The organism is Flavobacteriales bacterium, assembly GCA_016779935.1.
Lineage (GTDB): Bacteria > Bacteroidota > Bacteroidia > Flavobacteriales > UBA7312.
The window spans coordinates 144776-159846 of sequence record JADHMQ010000001.1 but is presented as its reverse complement, the minus strand read 5'-3'; the positions used below and the strand labels follow the sequence as shown (position 1 = coordinate 159846).

Genomic DNA, 15071 nt, shown 5'->3' with positions numbered 1-15071 from the left:
CAACGTATCACTTCATTGTTGCCTTTCCTAATTGTTGTTTCAAAGATTTTATTTCCTTTGACATCTCTATGAGGTGTAAATAGAGTTCTTCTATTTTTTCAAGGTTCTGTTCTGTTCTGTTGCTTGGTTCACAAATATACCTCCTTGTTCTTTAATATCTCTAGCAGATGGAATTCCTGGTAAATGCTTATGTTTTTTTATGAATTTTTCTACTTCTTCGAGTTTAAAGAATTTATATTCTTCATTTAACATACTTTCACCCTCATAGTACTGCTCGAATACATAATCTGGTGTATTTACAGCTGTCGCAAAAATATTTCCAATAACATGTAACTTTGCTCCTGGATTGGCTGTCCCTATTCCTACTCTACCATGAGGGGAAGTGACTAAGTCCCCACCCTTCAAAAGAATGTTACCGTTAACTTCTAGAGCTGTTTGAATATCATTTTGATTGTATTCACCTGATTCATTTTCAATATCATTTATTATGAGTTTAGTATCATCTGATACCATTACCCTTCTTATCTTTTTTTCATATAGTGCTATTCCAACAACCGAAAGGTTACTTGCACCGGCACCCAATCCATTGAAAAATAATCTAAAATAACGATATTGAGTAGTAGAGTTAACATTATGTGTGGACAAGAAAGGGGCAGTATAACCGAAGGTTGATATGGTACTCCAATTACTTCCGTCATTAGATCCTTGTAGTGACCATGAACTAAGCGAGGTTGTGCTAGATAAATTTAGTCTTATTGAAGAAATGGCAGCTGTATTACCTTGACCTATATCCACTCTAAGCCATTGGTTAGTTGTTCCTGTTGATTGCCAGAATTCAGTTGAAGTATAATCAAAAGCACGCCAGGCTGTACCAATACTGGAACTTGCTGAAAAAGTTGAAAAAGGACCTATTACGGAAGGTGTTTCTATTTCTGATTCTGAAGGATAGGTTATATCCAAAGCACCAATTGGGGAATTTGTTGTGCCTATTCCCACTTTTCCTTTTCTTTTAATATCGGACGAACCATCTTCACCATTTACGCCCCAAGCATCACCATCCTTTAACCCACTCAAATTTACCGTATGAGTACCATCAGCCTCTAAATTAAAGGACAATACATTGGCCGTTGAAAGTTGTAAGTTAGTAATCTTCTGATCGTCTGTACCCGTTCCATCACCCAATGAGGCTTGTGTGACCTTCTTCAAATTACCACTGCCATCAACCACTACAACATTATCTGAAGTACTACCACCAGCCATTGACGTAATTCGAGCCCCTCCTGCTACATGTAGCTTCTGTGTTGGTGAAGTCGTACCAATACCAACATTTCCTGTTCTACCAATACTACCACTAACATCCTCGCCATTGACCCCCCAAGCATCACCGTCCGACAATGATGGAAGTACAACCGAATTACCACCTGAAATAGATAAGGTATTATTACTCAGGCTTAACATTTGATCATCAATCGATACCCATGACGACCCATTATAATGGTACATTCTATCTTCTGAAATCGAATACAGTATATTACCCATAAGCGGATTATTTACTGAACCACTACCAGGTGTACCATTAATATTATAAACCTTAACCAACATATCTCCTGAAGGCGTTTGACTAAAAGAAATATCAGAAAATAAAATACATAAAATAAAAAATGTGATTTTTTTCATGGTTCAATTAATTTATCTAAAATTATTAATCACTTCTTCAATCTCCTTTTGACGTTTGTCTGCAAGAGCTATTAAATACTTTTCAATTATTAAATTATTGGATTTACCATTTACCCATCTGTTTATAGTGACTCTATTATATCCAGATAATTTTGAAATTTTATTGATATCTCCCCTTTTAAGAAATTTTAACAAGTTTTTTCTTTCTTCTAATTGCATATATTTGTTGCGTTATGTTGCTTTAAGTAGCGTTAATATGTTAGTTATTTTAATACATATATCGGCTAATATATAGCTTTTTAACTAAAGTAAAAAGTTATTTTAATATAATTTCTAAAGTTAAAATGAAAGACAAAACTCGAGAATATAAGTCTCCATCAGATATAAAGAAAAGAATGGTTGAAAAAATAATGGATAGTAAAATTACTATGAATAAGTTTTACAAAACCACAAAAGTTTCTAATGGTTCACTCACTAAAAGCGGTAATATTACGATTAATACTCTGATAAAGTTTCTTGACTTTTTTCCAGATACTGACTTAAATTGGCTAATAAGAGGGGTGAAAAAAGAGTCGAATAAATATAAATTGAATTCCGATTCATTCACATCCGAAGTTGAAGAGGGAAAAACTGAATATCAGTTAGCTACAACAATTCTTAAGAAACAATTAGATATTAAAGATAATCAGATTAGTGAACTACTAAAAATTATCAATAAACTTAAATAAGTTTATTTTACTACCATCTCCTCAAACCCCTCTGTTGACCACATTTCCCACTGTTTGTCATCGTTGGTATAGATTAAAAAAGCCTCTAAAGTCGAGTCCGACTTTAAAAACTTTTTTGTTTCATTCACTCCCATTACCATAAATGCGGTAGCATAGGCATCTGCAGACATGCAATCATCGGCAATAACCGTTGCGCTTAATAAAGCATGTTGTACCGGAAAGCCTGTTTTAGGGTGTATTGTATGTGAGTATATTTGATTGTTCTTCTCATAGAATTTCCTGTAATTTCCAGAGGTCGCTAAGGACTTATTGGTCAAATTCAATTTTAACTGAAAGCGGTCGCTTTGGTCAATGTCTTTACTCGGTTTGTCAATGCCTATAACCCATTTCTTTTCTCTAGAATTCAAGCCACCTACACGAATTTCTCCACCCACTTCTATTAGATAGTCAGATATATTTTTACTCTCCAAAAAAGCAGCAATAAGGTCAACGGTATAACCCTGTGCTAAAGCGTTAAAGTCTAGAGTAATTCCCTCAGGATTGGACAATAAACTATCGCCTTTCATAGACAGCTTTTCATAGCCTATTTGCTCAACAATTTTTAGAATTTTAAGCGTATCAACTTCATCCGCTGCAGCTTCAGTGCCAAAACCCCAAATACTGACTAATGGTGCAACAGTACAGTCAAATAACCCCTCTGTTTTTTCAGAAACTTCTTTAGAGGCATTGAATACCTTAACGAAATGTTTATCCAACAGTAAAGTTGTATCGCCTTCATTGAGCTGACTGATTAATGAAGTTGGCAAATAGGTTGAAAGCGATGCGTCTATAGCAGTGAACAAACTATCAATCTGATGGTGATAATCCTTATCTTTACTCATCATATACTTAATGCTGTAAGAAGTTCCTTGTGCATATCCAAAGTTACTTACCATTTTGCGGGTACTTTCATTTGATGAACAAGACATTAAAAGGATTAAAAAAAGTGAAAATATATTTTTCATGCTACAAAATTATACTTTTGTAGACTAAAACACTATTATATTATGAAAATTGAGGCCAATTCTGTCAATGATTATTTCAAAAATATACCTTTTGAACGGCAAGAAAGTATGAATAAATTAAGGGCTATCATTAATGCCAATTTACCCAAAGGTTTTGAGGAATGCTTAGGTTATGGTATGCCAAGCTGGGTTGTTCCTCACAGCCTATACCCTAGCGGTTACCACACTACACCACATCTCCCATTGCCTTTTATGAGCTTAGCTTCACAAAAAAACTTTATTGCTTTATACCATATGGGTATCTATGCCGACAATACTTTATTAAAATGGTGGGAGAAAGAATTTGCTCAACAGTGTAAGCGAAAATTAGATATTGGAAAAAGCTGTATTCGATTCAAATACATAGACGATATTCCATACAGTCTCGTTACGGAATTGTGCACAAAAATTACTCCCGAAGAATGGATAAAAGTCTATGAAGAAAGCATAAAGAGGTAAGTTAGTTTCGCTTTAAAAACATGGTCTTTAGAACTAAACGTGTACCGTTTACTTTGCAGTCTACTTCCTTAGGGTCATCAGTAAGTCGAATGTTTTTGACTTTTGTGCCTTTCTTTATCACAATAGGTGAGCCTTTAACATCAAGAGTTTTGTTAACAATTACGACATCGCCATTTTTTAAAACATTACCATTGCAATCTTTAGTTTCCATACATCTAATTTTTCACAAATCTACGGTATTTAATCGTTTTTAATCTGTTGAAAGTTATCATGAATTTTAGAATTGCAACGCCTGCATAGAAGTAGTATAGAATGCCATTCTCTTTCATAGAAAAATCTAATTCTATCTAAATGTTTTTCTTTGATAATGACTCTAGAATCCCCGCATTTGCACTTTCCTCTTATTCTTTTTAATTTCATCAAATCCGAAAAAAAAATAGGGGGGCTTAATGCGTCTAAACACTAAATAACAACCAAATATGGCTCTTAACCCACCCCCCTGTATGGGTAGTCAGGTTAAGAATTTTAAATAATAATTGGTTGGAATTGTGTTTAGACGACGTAAATATATAACCTAAAACTATTTTATCAAAATTTAAATAAAAAAATTAAATCGTCTTTGAAAAAATCTTATCGTTCTTCTTATAAAATTGATTGAGATAATAGTCAAATGCCATACATACATTTCTAACAAAAGGTCTTCCTTTAGCAGTAATATGAATAGAATTGTTAGTTAATTTTATTAGACCATCTTTACGCATTTCATCTAATTTTACAATAATTTCGTTAATTATTGATGAAAACGAACCCTTATGGCTCCAAGAAGTTTCAAACTGACACATGAGGTTTAGTATGTGTTTACGCCTAATTAAATCTTCAGGACTGAGGTGATGACCTTTAACTACGGGTATTTCTCCTTTGGTAATTAAAGAATAATATTCATTTAAATTTTTAGTGTTTTGGGCAAAAGAATACCACGAATCAATTATTGACGACACTCCAAGACCAATCATGAGCTGAGTTTTGGAGGAATTATAACCCATAAAGTTTCTATGAATGCTGTTTGATTGATACGATTTATAAAGAGAATCTGTTTCTTGAGCGTAATGATCCATGCCTATGGAATGGTAGCCAATTTCTAATAACATTTCTTTTGCTTTCTCAGACATCATTAATTTTTCCTTTGGTGAAGGAAGATCCTCTTCAGAAAAACCACGTTGTCCTAAACCTTTTATCCAAGGTACATGAGCATAACTGTACAAGGCTATTCTATCGGGTTTTAGCAGTATGGTCTTTTTAATACTATCTGTAAAGCCATCTAAATTTTGAAATGGCAAGCCATATACTAAATCATGACATATTGATGTATAACCAATTTTTCGAGCATCATCTGTTACTGATTTCACTTCTTCAAAGGATTGTACTCTATTAATCTTTTGCTGAACATATTCATCGTAGTCTTGAACGCCAAAACTAATACGTTTAAAGCCCCTATTGTACAATACCTCCATGTGTTCATAAGAGGTGTTGTTAGGATGTCCTTCAATACTAAAAGAAGGTTTGTCGGCAATTCGTACAGTAGATAGCAATTGATCAATAAAAAAAGATAATCGTTCTGGAGCAAAGAATGTTGGAGTACCACCGCCGATATGTAATTCTTTTAATTGGGGCGTTTCCTTAAAAAAAGAAAGATAAATTTTCCACTCTTTCAATAAAGCATGTATATAAGGTGTTTCTACATCATCGTGCCGCTGGGTTATGTGCTTATGACATCCGCAAAATGTACACATCTGCTCACAGAATGGTAGGTGAATGTATAAACTGATTCCTTGTTCTTCATTACTTTCGTCAATTGACTTTATAAGGCTCTTTTTCCAAGCCTTCACTCTAAATTTTTCAGTATCCCAATAGGGTACTGTAGGATAGCTAGTATATCTTGGTCCTGCTACATTGTATTTCTTCACTAAACTCATTAGAGCAAGTTAAGAGGCAAAGTAGAAGTATAATATGATATATATCATAAAAAAAGCCCTACAAGAAGTAGAGCTTTTTTGAGTTTAGACTGCTTAATTGGCTTAGCCACCAAAGTCGTCAAAACGAACATTTTCATCTGGAATACCCCAATCATCAGCCATTTTTAGAACAGCCTGATTCATCAGTGGGGGTCCACAGAAATACAGTTCAATATCTTCTGGAGCTTCGTGTTTACTAAGGTATTGATCAATCACTGCTTGGTGAACAAAACCTACAAAACCGTCTCCATCTTTATCACTTAAGTCTTTCTTCTCAGTCCAATTATCTTCTTCAAGAGGCTCTGATAGAACGAGTTCAAAATTGAAGTTAGGGAATTCTTTTTCTAGACTGTAAAAATGGTCTAGGTAGAATAATTCTCTTTTAGAACGTCCACCATACCAGTAACTTACTTTACGACCAGTCTTTAGGGTCTTAAATAATTCATAAAGGTGAGAACGCATTGGTGCCATACCAGCACCACCACCGATATAAAGCATTTCTGCTTCTGAGTTATTTATAAAGAACTCACCATAAGGTCCTGAAATAGTTACTTTATCACCCGCTTTTCTACTGAAAATATAAGAAGATGCTACACCAGGATTTACATCCGCCCAAGCATTCTTTGCTCTGTCCCATGGTGGCGTAGCCACACGAACGTTAAGCATAATTTTTCTTCCTTCAGCAGGATATGAAGCCATGGAATATGCTCTTACCACTTCTTCGTCATTCTTCATTTTTAGTGGCCATAAACCGAAGTTATCCCACTCCATTTTAAATTTATCTTCTTCTCCTGGATGCTCAGTAGGGTGAGCAGTAATATCAATATCAGAGTAGTTTATCTCACAATCAGGAATTTCAATTTGAATATATCCACCCGCTTCGTATGGCATATCTTCAGGAACCTCTACAATAAATTCTTTAATAAAAGAGGCTACATTGTAGTTAGATACTACTGTTGCTTCCCATTTCTTTACTCCAAAGACTTCCTCTGGAATAGAGATTTTCATATCTTCCTTTACCTTTACTTGACAACCTAAACGAAAGTCATCAGCAATTTCTTTCTTGGAGAAGTGAGGCTCTTCAGTTGGTAGAATACTTCCACCACCATCATGCACTTGGCAGGTACACTGAATACACGTTCCACCACCACCACAAGCCGATGGTAAAAAGATACCTTCATTACTTAGGGTATTGAGAAGTGTAGAGCCACCGTCTACTTCTATTTCCTTCTCACCATTGATAGTGATTTTTACTTTTCCAGCTGGCATTAACTTGGATTTTGCAAACAAAAGAATGCTTACCAATGCCAAAATCATAACCAAAAAGATGGCTATACTTGAAACTATTACTGTTGTACTTAATATTATCATTGTCTGTTCTTGTACGAATTATAATTTTATTCCCATAAAGCTCATAAAAGCTATCCCCATAAGACCTGTGATGATAAAGGTGATACCTAATCCTCTTAGAGGTCCTGGCACATGAGAATATCTAATTTTTTCACGAATGGCTGCAATAGCTACAATAGCTAAAAACCATCCAATTCCAGAGCCTAAACCAAAGACGGTTGCCTCTACTATAGAATTGTATGCTCTTTCTTGCATAAATAGTGAGCCACCCAAGATGGCACAGTTTACTGCGATAAGCGGTAAAAAGATTCCTAGTGAACCGTAAAGTGCTGGAGATATTTTCTCAACAATCATTTCTACCAACTGCACCATAGATGCAATGACAGCGATAAACATGATGAAGCTCAAGAAACTTAAATCTACATCAGCGAAAGAATCACCGAGCCAAATTAAAGCCCCTTGCTTAAGCACATAATTCTCTAGTAAATAGTTGATTGGTATAGTAATTCCTAGTACGAAAATTACCGCAAAGCCCATACCAACAGAAGTCTTTACTGTTTTGGATACTGCCAAATAGGAACACATTCCTAAAAAATAGGCGAATATCATGTTGTCAATAAAAATTGACTTTATAAATATGTTTACTAATTCTTGCATAATATATCGATTAAGACTCTATTAAATCTCTGTTTTTCATTCGTTGTATCCAGATGATAATACCTACTGTTACCAAAGCCATTGGAGGCAAAATCATCATACCATTGTTTTCGTAACCCATCTCATAAAGTCCGAGTTTTTCTAAGACAGGGTAACCGAATAAGGTTCCAGCACCTAGTAATTCTCTAAAGAAAGCTACTGCTATCAAAATCCAACCGTAACCAAAGGCATTACCTAAACCGTCCAAAAAGGATTTCCAAGGCTTGTTGCCTAAAGCAAAAGCTTCTAATCGACCCATGATGATACAGTTCGTAATGATTAAACCGACAAATACGGATAATTCCTTACTCACATCATATACAAAGGCCTTTAATACTTGGTCTACCAGAATTACTAAAGTTGCAATAACTACAAGCTGAACGATAATTCTAATTCTTGAAGGGATTAAATTCCTCATTAATGAAACCACCACATTCGCTACTGATAAGACCACGAGAACAGATAATGCCATAACAATGGCTGGCTTCAATTGTACTGTAATTGCTAAAGCCGAACAAATACCGAGTACCTGAGTAGTTACCGGGTTATTATCGTTTAGCGGGTCTTTGAGGAGCTTTCTATTTTTCTTTGAAAATAAAGGTTCTTTCTTTTCACTCATTAGTCGATAGTATTTAGGGTAAGAGCTTGAAGGCTATCCACTAAAAGAGTGTCAGCCTCTACCTCTATCATTTCACTTAATTTTTGGTTAAAGAATGGAAGGTATTTGGACAAACGCTCGTCCAACATTTCCGAAACACCGTCTGAAGTAATTGTTCCTCCAGAAATACCGTCCACGCCGTGCATATCGTCTTCTTTTGCACCGCCTTTAACAACTTTAATTGATTTAAATTCTGTTCCGTCAAAAATGGTTTTACCAATAAATGGCTCTTGAAACCATCCTAAAGAAATCTCTGCTCCAAGACCAGGTGTTTCACTTTTGTGATCAAATACAGCACCAGAAACAGTACTCATATCATCTTGAAGTGCTAAATAGCCCCAGATTGGTCCCCATAATCCTTTACCTCTCATTGGAAGTATATATGATTTTTGACCGTTTTTTTCTCCTTCGAATACAGGGAATACTTGCTGATCAACAGGCTTTTTTAACTCAACACCCAAATCAACGGTAAAGGCATCACCCTCAACAACTTCACCTTTATTGTTCAAAACGTAAGACGTTGTAATTCTCTCTTTATACACTTTAGCAGCATCTTCTCTACTTACTTCAATACCTAGAGTAGAAAGAATATTTTGTTTTTTTTCTGCTTCCACATTCTTATCTTGAAATGGCTTTAGGCTAATTGCTGCAACAGACAATAAGGTAGCCACCAAAACAACCATGACAGCAGCAAAACTAAATGTGTACGAATTTTTATTTGCATCCATAATTATTAAGCGTTTGCTCGTTTTAATCTTCTTTTAATATTTCCTTGAATCACATAATGGTCTACTAGTGGAGCAAATATGTTCATCAAGAGTATTGCCAACATCATTCCTTCCGGATAAGCTGGGTTAAACACACGAATTAGAATGGCAAAAACACCAATCAAAAAGCCGTATATGTATTTTCCTTTATTCGTTTGTGAGCCAGTTACAGGGTCAGTTGCCATGAAGACCGCACCAAAAGCAAAACTACCTATTATAAGGTGTATCTCTGCTGGTGTAGACATAAGCTCATTAGCACCCCACATGTTAAATAGTGTAGCCATCACGAAACCACCAACAAAAGTGGATAAGATAATTCTCCAACTTCCGATTCCAGAAGCAATTAGAATAACAGCGCCTATCATAATTGCAATAAAAGAGGTCTCTCCTACAGAGCCTGGAATAATACCCGTCATCATATCAAATGGATTCCACGAAAGGGATTGCCAATTGGTTGAAGCTGCCAACTCTCCTAAAATGGTAGAACCTGAATGACCATCAACCATAGCGTTGTATACCCATACTTTGTCACCAGACATATATATAGGATAAGCAAAGAACAAAAAGGCTCTTGCTGTAAGTGCAGGATTCAAAATATTCATTCCTGTACCTCCAAATACTTCTTTACCAATAACAACTGCAAAGATTACCGAAATAGCCAACATCCATAGTGGCACATCAATAGGCATAGTCAATGGAATTAATAAACCTGTAACAAGGTAACCCTCATTTACTGAGTGTCCTCTGTAGATCGCAAAAGCAAACTCTACTGCTAATCCTACTACATAAGAAACAATGATTAGAGGTAAAAACTTCCAAAATCCGAAGACGAAGTTTTCAACTAAAGTTGCTGTCTCTCCTATTGCTAAATGGTATTGATACCCTACATTCCACATACCGAAAAGTAAACACGGTACTAGGGCAATAATTACCATAAACATAGTACGCTTCAAATCAATAGCATCACGAACGTGAGCACCTTTATGTGTAGTGTGGTCAGGAACAAATAGAAAAGTTTCAAAAGCGTCATATGCCGGATATAACTTCTCCAATTTTCCTCCCTTCTCAAAATGTGGCTTTACAGAGCCTAATAAATTCTTAAATAGTTTCATCTAACTACATTCTTTTTTAATTAAATCTAAGCCTTTACGAATAATGGACTGCACTTCCATTTTAGAAGTACATATAAATTCGCAAAGTGCAACATCTTCAGGAGATATTTCATAAATCCCCAATTGTTCCATTGAATCAATATCATCAATCAAACAGGCTTTTATAAGTTGCATTGGATAAATATCCATTGGTAATACCTTCTCGTACTGACCAGTAACTACATAAGCCCTCCCTTCACCATTGTAATTGGTGTTTAGAGAATACTTTTTCGATGGCGTTAACCATGAAAAATACGATTTAGACAAAGAGAACTTATCTAAATTAGGTGCTATCCACCCTAAAAATTCTTGTTTATTTCCTTCTTCGATAACGGTCACTTGAGAATCGTAAAATCCGATATTTCCATCTTTTTCAATCTTTTCTCCAGTCAATACATCACCACTTATAAAACGGTTGTTATCACCTATCAACGTATTTTCATCCAATAGGTTTTTGATAGTAGCACCTGCTATAGTTCTGTAATAACGTGGCTTTTCAACCTGTGGACCTGTTAAAGCAACAATTCTAGATACATCGTATTTGCCTTCGCTAAATAAACGTGCAATGGTCAATACATCTTGTGGGTATAAATACCACACCACATCGCCTTTGTTGATAGGGTCTATATGGTGAATTTGAACCCCTACATTTCCAGCAGGGTGCATTCCCGATACTTTGTTGATTTGAACGCCTTTACAAGACGTAAAAACTTTTGAAGGATTAGTATTGCCATCAACATTCAAGTGTACTACACCATCCGTTAACTTCTTCAAAAAGTTGACACCAGTCTGAAACTCACTATCAAGACCATGAAGAACGAAATCGTTATCCGGAGCTAAAGGAGCTGTGTTAAAAGTTGAAATAAATATAGCCTTTGGTGTATCTATTGGGTTGGCAATGATATCAAATGGCTTTTGGCGAATAAAAGGCCAAACACCACTTTCTAATAAACCTTCAATGATTTGTTCTCTACTTGCACCAGCATCCAAAGTTGAAAAAGATTCATACTTTGTTTCAGCATCCGCCTTCAGTTTTACTTCTAAAATTCTTCGCTTTGCTCCACGAACAATATCCGTAACCTCACCACTAACTGGCGAAGAAAAACGAACACGATCGTTGTACTTATCGAAAAATAAGCATGAACCAGCCTTCACTTTATCCCCTGCTTTAACGGTCAGTTTAGGTGTAAGTCCATGAAAGTCGGTGGGCTTTAAACTAAATAAATCGGATTGTGGTATACTGGCGTAAACTTTGTCGGCCTCTCCTTTGAGGTTAATATTAAGGCCTTTTTTTAATCTGATATCTTTTGACATCTCTTTTTCTAAAAAATTGTGATTTTCGGTCGCAAAAATATACATTTGTAAGAAACTATATAGCCCAAGGCTGAATAAGAATTTTTAATTTATAATGATTCTAAATAAGAGAGTCGTTAACACAATAAAATGAACGTTAAATTTTAACTCAAAATTACCTTGAAATACACCTCTATTCTCCTGTTTTTTTCTAGTATATTATTGGTGTCATGTGGCGGCTCTAAGAAAGTAAGCACAAACACTGACTCTTTATACGATGACGATACTGACGATGTAATTATAGAAACATTGGAAGAAAATGGGCTTGAGTTAGAAAAAACAGCGCAAATATTAAGCTATGAAAATGCCATTTATAATAGCGATATCAAAACAGTTTTACTTCACCCAGTTGGTTTTGAAATGGGCAGCCCGTTGATTCATCTCAATGATAAAGACAGCCTTTTATTGTCTTTTGACGATCTCACTAACAGCCCCAAAAACTATATGTATTCTCTCATTCATTGCAGTGCCGATTGGACTCCCTCAGACCTCTTACAAAACGAATACCTAGAAGGTTTTTACGAAGAACCACTCATCAACTACAACTTTTCCTTCAATACTATTCAGCCTTACATACATTACCAAGCCGTCATTCCATCCAATAATATGCGTCCTATACTATCAGGAAATTACCTATTGATTGTATACCCTGAAGGCGAAAAAAACAAGCCCATTTTAAGTAAACGCTTGATGGTATTAGACAAAAAAGTCAGTGTAGAAGGAACGGTCCAACGTGCCACTGATTTGGAACAACGCAATTATCAGCATGAAATTGACTTTAGCATACTGCATACTGGCTATACCATTGACAATCCTTTTGGCGATATTAAAGTCGTAATTACACAAAACGACCGTTGGGATAATGCAGTGAGTGGTCTTGAAGCTGTTTTCGTTAAAGACAACGAAATAACCTACGATTACGAAGAGGAAAACTGTTTTGATGGCGGTAACGAATACCGTTTTTTCGACTGTCAAAGTCTACGTTATTTGTCCGAACGCCTAGCCAATATTAGCTTCGAAAACGACACCAATAAAATTACGTTACGAACAGACAACGAAAGACGTTTTCAGCGTTATTCCAATCTAGTTCAAGACATAAACGGCAAACGCCTAATTCGTGTGCAAGAAGGCAGCAGAGACAATATAGAAGCCGACTATGCTTTAGTGAAATTCTCACTGCCCTATCAACATGAAATTACTCATGGCGAACTTTATGTTCATGGACAGATTAGCGATTACGGTTTCCCCGAAACTCACAAAATGCACTTCAATGAAGAGAAAGGAATATATGAAGCCAACATTTACCTCAAACAAGGCTACTACAACTATGAATACGTTTTTAAGAAAAATGAAGGCGGTAGCCTAAGTCGATTCATTGAAGGCACGCATTACCAAACAGTAAACGATTATAAAATATACATCTACCACCGACCAACAGGTGAACAATACGACCATTTAATAGGAATACAAAAACTGACTTCAAAAGACTTGTTATGATGTTTTATTCCTCTAAATTTGCAGTCATTAATTAACAAACAATAAAGAATATGTCTAAAGGTGTTTTTAACGTACCCATTGCTACCAACGAGCCAGTTTTAAGCTATGAAGAAGGCAGTAGCGAAAGAGAAGAAGTATTAAAGACGTACAAAGAAATGTACGCTTCAAAAATAAATGTACCCCTCTATATTGGTGGCAAAGAAATTACCACCTCTACACAAAAAGACATGTGTCCTCCTCACGACCATAAACACATATTAGGACAATTCAGTGTTGGCGATGCTTCGCACGTCAATGAGGCCATAGACTCTGCCCTAGCCGCAAGAGAAGAATGGGCAGCTATGCCTTGGCACCAAAGGGTAGCTATTTTCTTAAAAGCAGCCGAGCTTTTAGCAGGACCTTTCAGAGCAAAGATTAATGCAGCCACCATGTTGGCACAATCAAAAAATGTATTTCAAGCTGAAATAGACGCCGCTTGTGAGCTTATTGACTTCTTTAAGTTCAATGCCGAATACGTAACACAATTGTACGGCGAACAGCCTGAGTCTGCGCCAGGAATGTGGAACAGACTAGAACACCGCCCATTAGAAGGTTTTGTTCTAGCCATTACACCTTTTAACTTTACCTCTATCTGTGCTAACCTTTGTGCAGCACCCGCCATGATGGGTAATGTTGTGGTATGGAAACCGGCTGATACGCAAGTGTATTCTGCCAAAATAATTATGGACTTATTCAAAGCAGCCGGTTTGCCTGATGGCGTTATCAATATGGTAGCCGTTGACGGCCCTACTCTTGGCGATGTAGTCTTTGAGCACAAAGATTTTGCAGGCCTTCACTTTACAGGCTCTACAGGCGTTTTCAGACACCTTTGGAGAACCATTGGCAACAACATCGAAAAATACAGAAGCTACCCTAGAATTGTAGGGGAAACTGGTGGAAAAGACTTCATTGTAGCGCACGAGTCTGCAGTAGCAGCAGAAGTAGCAACAGGTATATCAAGAGGTGCTTTTGAATACCAAGGTCAAAAATGCTCAGCAGCATCCAGAGCATATGTTCCATCAAACATTTGGGATGACGTAAAATCTCAAGTAATAGCGGATGTAAAATCCTTCAAAATGGGAAGTCCTGAAGACCCATCAAACTTCATCAATGCAGTCATTGACGAAAAGGCTTTTGACAAAATATCAAGCTACATAGACTTCGCTAAAGAGCAATCTGATGCTGAGATTATTGCTGGTGGTGGATACGATAAATCTAAAGGTTACTTCATAGAGCCTACCGTAATAGTTACAACCAACCCAAAATTCAGAACACTCTGCGAAGAAATATTTGGGCCAGTCATCACTATTTATGTATACGAGCCAAAAGACTGGAAAGCCACTTTAGAATTAGTAGATGGCACTAGCGAATACGCTCTTACAGGGGCTGTTTTCTCTACCGATCGATACGCTATTGAAGAAGCCTCAAAAGCATTAGAAAATGCCGCAGGAAACTTCTACATCAACGACAAGCCTACAGGAGCAGTAGTAGGTCAACAGCCATTTGGCGGAGCAAGAGGCTCAGGAACAAACGATAAAGCCGGTTCTATTTTGAACCTTTTACGATGGGTTTCTCCGAGAACAATCAAAGAAACTTTCGTTCCGGCAAAAGACTACAGGTACCCATTTTTGGGATAATCTT

General features: G+C 36.3%; 15 protein-coding genes. 4 read left to right on the top strand and 11 right to left on the bottom strand.

The window, feature by feature from the left end:
• Positions 1–90 precede the first annotated feature (90 nt).
• Both ISP73_00755 and ISP73_00750 read right to left on the bottom strand, forming a co-directional pair.
• A complete protein-coding gene (locus ISP73_00755) occupies positions 91–1677 on the bottom strand; it encodes a discoidin domain-containing protein (GenBank protein ID MBL6657117.1) in 1587 nt (528 codons plus the stop codon).
• A 12-nt stretch (positions 1678–1689) separates the two neighbouring features.
• Positions 1690–1872, bottom strand: a complete 183-nt coding sequence (locus ISP73_00750) for a hypothetical protein (GenBank protein MBL6657116.1) — start codon at positions 1870–1872, stop codon at positions 1690–1692.
• Between the two features lie 149 nt (positions 1873–2021).
• Between ISP73_00750 and ISP73_00745 the strand changes: the two genes are divergently transcribed.
• Complete coding sequence (locus tag ISP73_00745) at positions 2022–2405, top strand: hypothetical protein (protein ID MBL6657115.1); 384 nt, start codon at positions 2022–2024, stop codon at positions 2403–2405.
• Between the two features lie 2 nt (positions 2406–2407).
• Here the strand turns inward: ISP73_00745 and ISP73_00740 are convergent, their stop codons facing one another.
• Positions 2408–3409 (bottom strand): FAD:protein FMN transferase, encoded by a 1002-nt coding sequence (locus tag ISP73_00740; protein MBL6657114.1) that lies wholly within the window; start codon positions 3407–3409, stop codon positions 2408–2410.
• 42 nt (positions 3410–3451) lie between these two features.
• Here ISP73_00740 and ISP73_00735 point away from each other — a divergent pair, with 42 nt between their 5' ends.
• Positions 3452–3907, top strand: a complete 456-nt coding sequence (locus ISP73_00735; protein ID MBL6657113.1) for a DUF1801 domain-containing protein — start codon at positions 3452–3454, stop codon at positions 3905–3907.
• A gap of 1 nt (position 3908) precedes the next feature.
• Here the strand turns inward: ISP73_00735 and ISP73_00730 are convergent, their stop codons facing one another.
• From ISP73_00730 to ISP73_00695, 8 genes are all read right to left on the bottom strand, one after another.
• Positions 3909–4118, bottom strand: a complete 210-nt coding sequence (locus ISP73_00730; GenBank protein MBL6657112.1) for an alkylphosphonate utilization protein — start codon at positions 4116–4118, stop codon at positions 3909–3911.
• 397 nt (positions 4119–4515) lie between these two features.
• The gene (gene hemN / locus ISP73_00725) at positions 4516–5880 is read right to left on the bottom strand and encodes an oxygen-independent coproporphyrinogen III oxidase (protein MBL6657111.1); all 1365 of its coding nucleotides are present in this window, start codon (positions 5878–5880) and stop codon (positions 4516–4518) included.
• Between the two features lie 102 nt (positions 5881–5982).
• A complete protein-coding gene (locus tag ISP73_00720; GenBank protein MBL6657110.1) occupies positions 5983–7290 on the bottom strand; it encodes an NADH:ubiquinone reductase (Na(+)-transporting) subunit F in 1308 nt (435 codons plus the stop codon).
• Between the two features lie 18 nt (positions 7291–7308).
• The gene (gene nqrE, locus ISP73_00715) at positions 7309–7926 is read right to left on the bottom strand and encodes an NADH:ubiquinone reductase (Na(+)-transporting) subunit E (protein MBL6657109.1); all 618 of its coding nucleotides are present in this window, start codon (positions 7924–7926) and stop codon (positions 7309–7311) included.
• A 10-nt stretch (positions 7927–7936) separates the two neighbouring features.
• Positions 7937–8584, bottom strand: coding sequence for an NADH:ubiquinone reductase (Na(+)-transporting) subunit D (locus ISP73_00710; protein ID MBL6657108.1), 648 nt, complete (start codon positions 8582–8584; stop codon positions 7937–7939).
• Positions 8584–9351: an NADH:ubiquinone reductase (Na(+)-transporting) subunit C gene (gene nqrC, locus ISP73_00705; protein MBL6657107.1), complete on the bottom strand. Its 768-nt coding sequence runs from the start codon at positions 9349–9351 to the stop codon at positions 8584–8586. Before nqrC ends, ISP73_00710 begins: the two co-directional genes overlap by 1 nt.
• A gap of 5 nt (positions 9352–9356) precedes the next feature.
• The gene (locus ISP73_00700) at positions 9357–10502 is read right to left on the bottom strand and encodes an NADH:ubiquinone reductase (Na(+)-transporting) subunit B (protein MBL6657106.1); all 1146 of its coding nucleotides are present in this window, start codon (positions 10500–10502) and stop codon (positions 9357–9359) included.
• Positions 10503–11855: a Na(+)-translocating NADH-quinone reductase subunit A gene (locus ISP73_00695; protein ID MBL6657105.1), complete on the bottom strand. Its 1353-nt coding sequence runs from the start codon at positions 11853–11855 to the stop codon at positions 10503–10505.
• Positions 11856–12014: 159 nt separating this feature from the next.
• Between ISP73_00695 and ISP73_00690 the strand changes: the two genes are divergently transcribed.
• Both ISP73_00690 and pruA read left to right on the top strand, forming a co-directional pair.
• Positions 12015–13391 carry a DUF5103 domain-containing protein gene (locus tag ISP73_00690; GenBank protein ID MBL6657104.1) on the top strand — a complete coding sequence of 459 codons (1377 nt, stop codon included), beginning with the start codon at positions 12015–12017 and terminating at the stop codon, positions 13389–13391.
• Positions 13392–13441: 50 nt separating this feature from the next.
• Positions 13442–15067 (top strand): L-glutamate gamma-semialdehyde dehydrogenase, encoded by a 1626-nt coding sequence (gene pruA, locus ISP73_00685; GenBank protein ID MBL6657103.1) that lies wholly within the window; start codon positions 13442–13444, stop codon positions 15065–15067.
• Positions 15068–15071 lie beyond the last annotated feature (4 nt).

What these genes read in the sequence shown, in the direction of transcription:
- ISP73_00755 (MBL6657117.1), bottom strand. Translation starts at nt 1,677, where the DNA reads ATGAAAAAAATCACATTTTTTATTTTATGTATTTTATTTTCTGATATT.
- ISP73_00740 (MBL6657114.1), bottom strand. Translation starts at nt 3,409, where the DNA reads ATGAAAAATATATTTTCACTTTTTTTAATCCTTTTAATGTCTTGTTCA.
- ISP73_00700 (MBL6657106.1), bottom strand. Translation starts at nt 10,502, where the DNA reads ATGAAACTATTTAAGAATTTATTAGGCTCTGTAAAGCCACATTTTGAG.
- ISP73_00710 (MBL6657108.1), bottom strand. Translation starts at nt 8,584, where the DNA reads ATGAGTGAAAAGAAAGAACCTTTATTTTCAAAGAAAAATAGAAAGCTC.
- nqrE (MBL6657109.1), bottom strand. Translation starts at nt 7,926, where the DNA reads ATGCAAGAATTAGTAAACATATTTATAAAGTCAATTTTTATTGACAAC.
- pruA (MBL6657103.1), top strand. Translation starts at nt 13,442, where the DNA reads ATGTCTAAAGGTGTTTTTAACGTACCCATTGCTACCAACGAGCCAGTT.
- ISP73_00720 (MBL6657110.1), bottom strand. Translation starts at nt 7,290, where the DNA reads ATGATAATATTAAGTACAACAGTAATAGTTTCAAGTATAGCCATCTTT.
- ISP73_00695 (MBL6657105.1), bottom strand. Translation starts at nt 11,855, where the DNA reads ATGTCAAAAGATATCAGATTAAAAAAAGGCCTTAATATTAACCTCAAA.
- nqrC (MBL6657107.1), bottom strand. Translation starts at nt 9,351, where the DNA reads ATGGATGCAAATAAAAATTCGTACACATTTAGTTTTGCTGCTGTCATG.
- ISP73_00745 (MBL6657115.1), top strand. Translation starts at nt 2,022, where the DNA reads ATGAAAGACAAAACTCGAGAATATAAGTCTCCATCAGATATAAAGAAA.
- ISP73_00730 (MBL6657112.1), bottom strand. Translation starts at nt 4,118, where the DNA reads ATGGAAACTAAAGATTGCAATGGTAATGTTTTAAAAAATGGCGATGTC.
- hemN (MBL6657111.1), bottom strand. Translation starts at nt 5,880, where the DNA reads ATGAGTTTAGTGAAGAAATACAATGTAGCAGGACCAAGATATACTAGC.
- ISP73_00735 (MBL6657113.1), top strand. Translation starts at nt 3,452, where the DNA reads ATGAAAATTGAGGCCAATTCTGTCAATGATTATTTCAAAAATATACCT.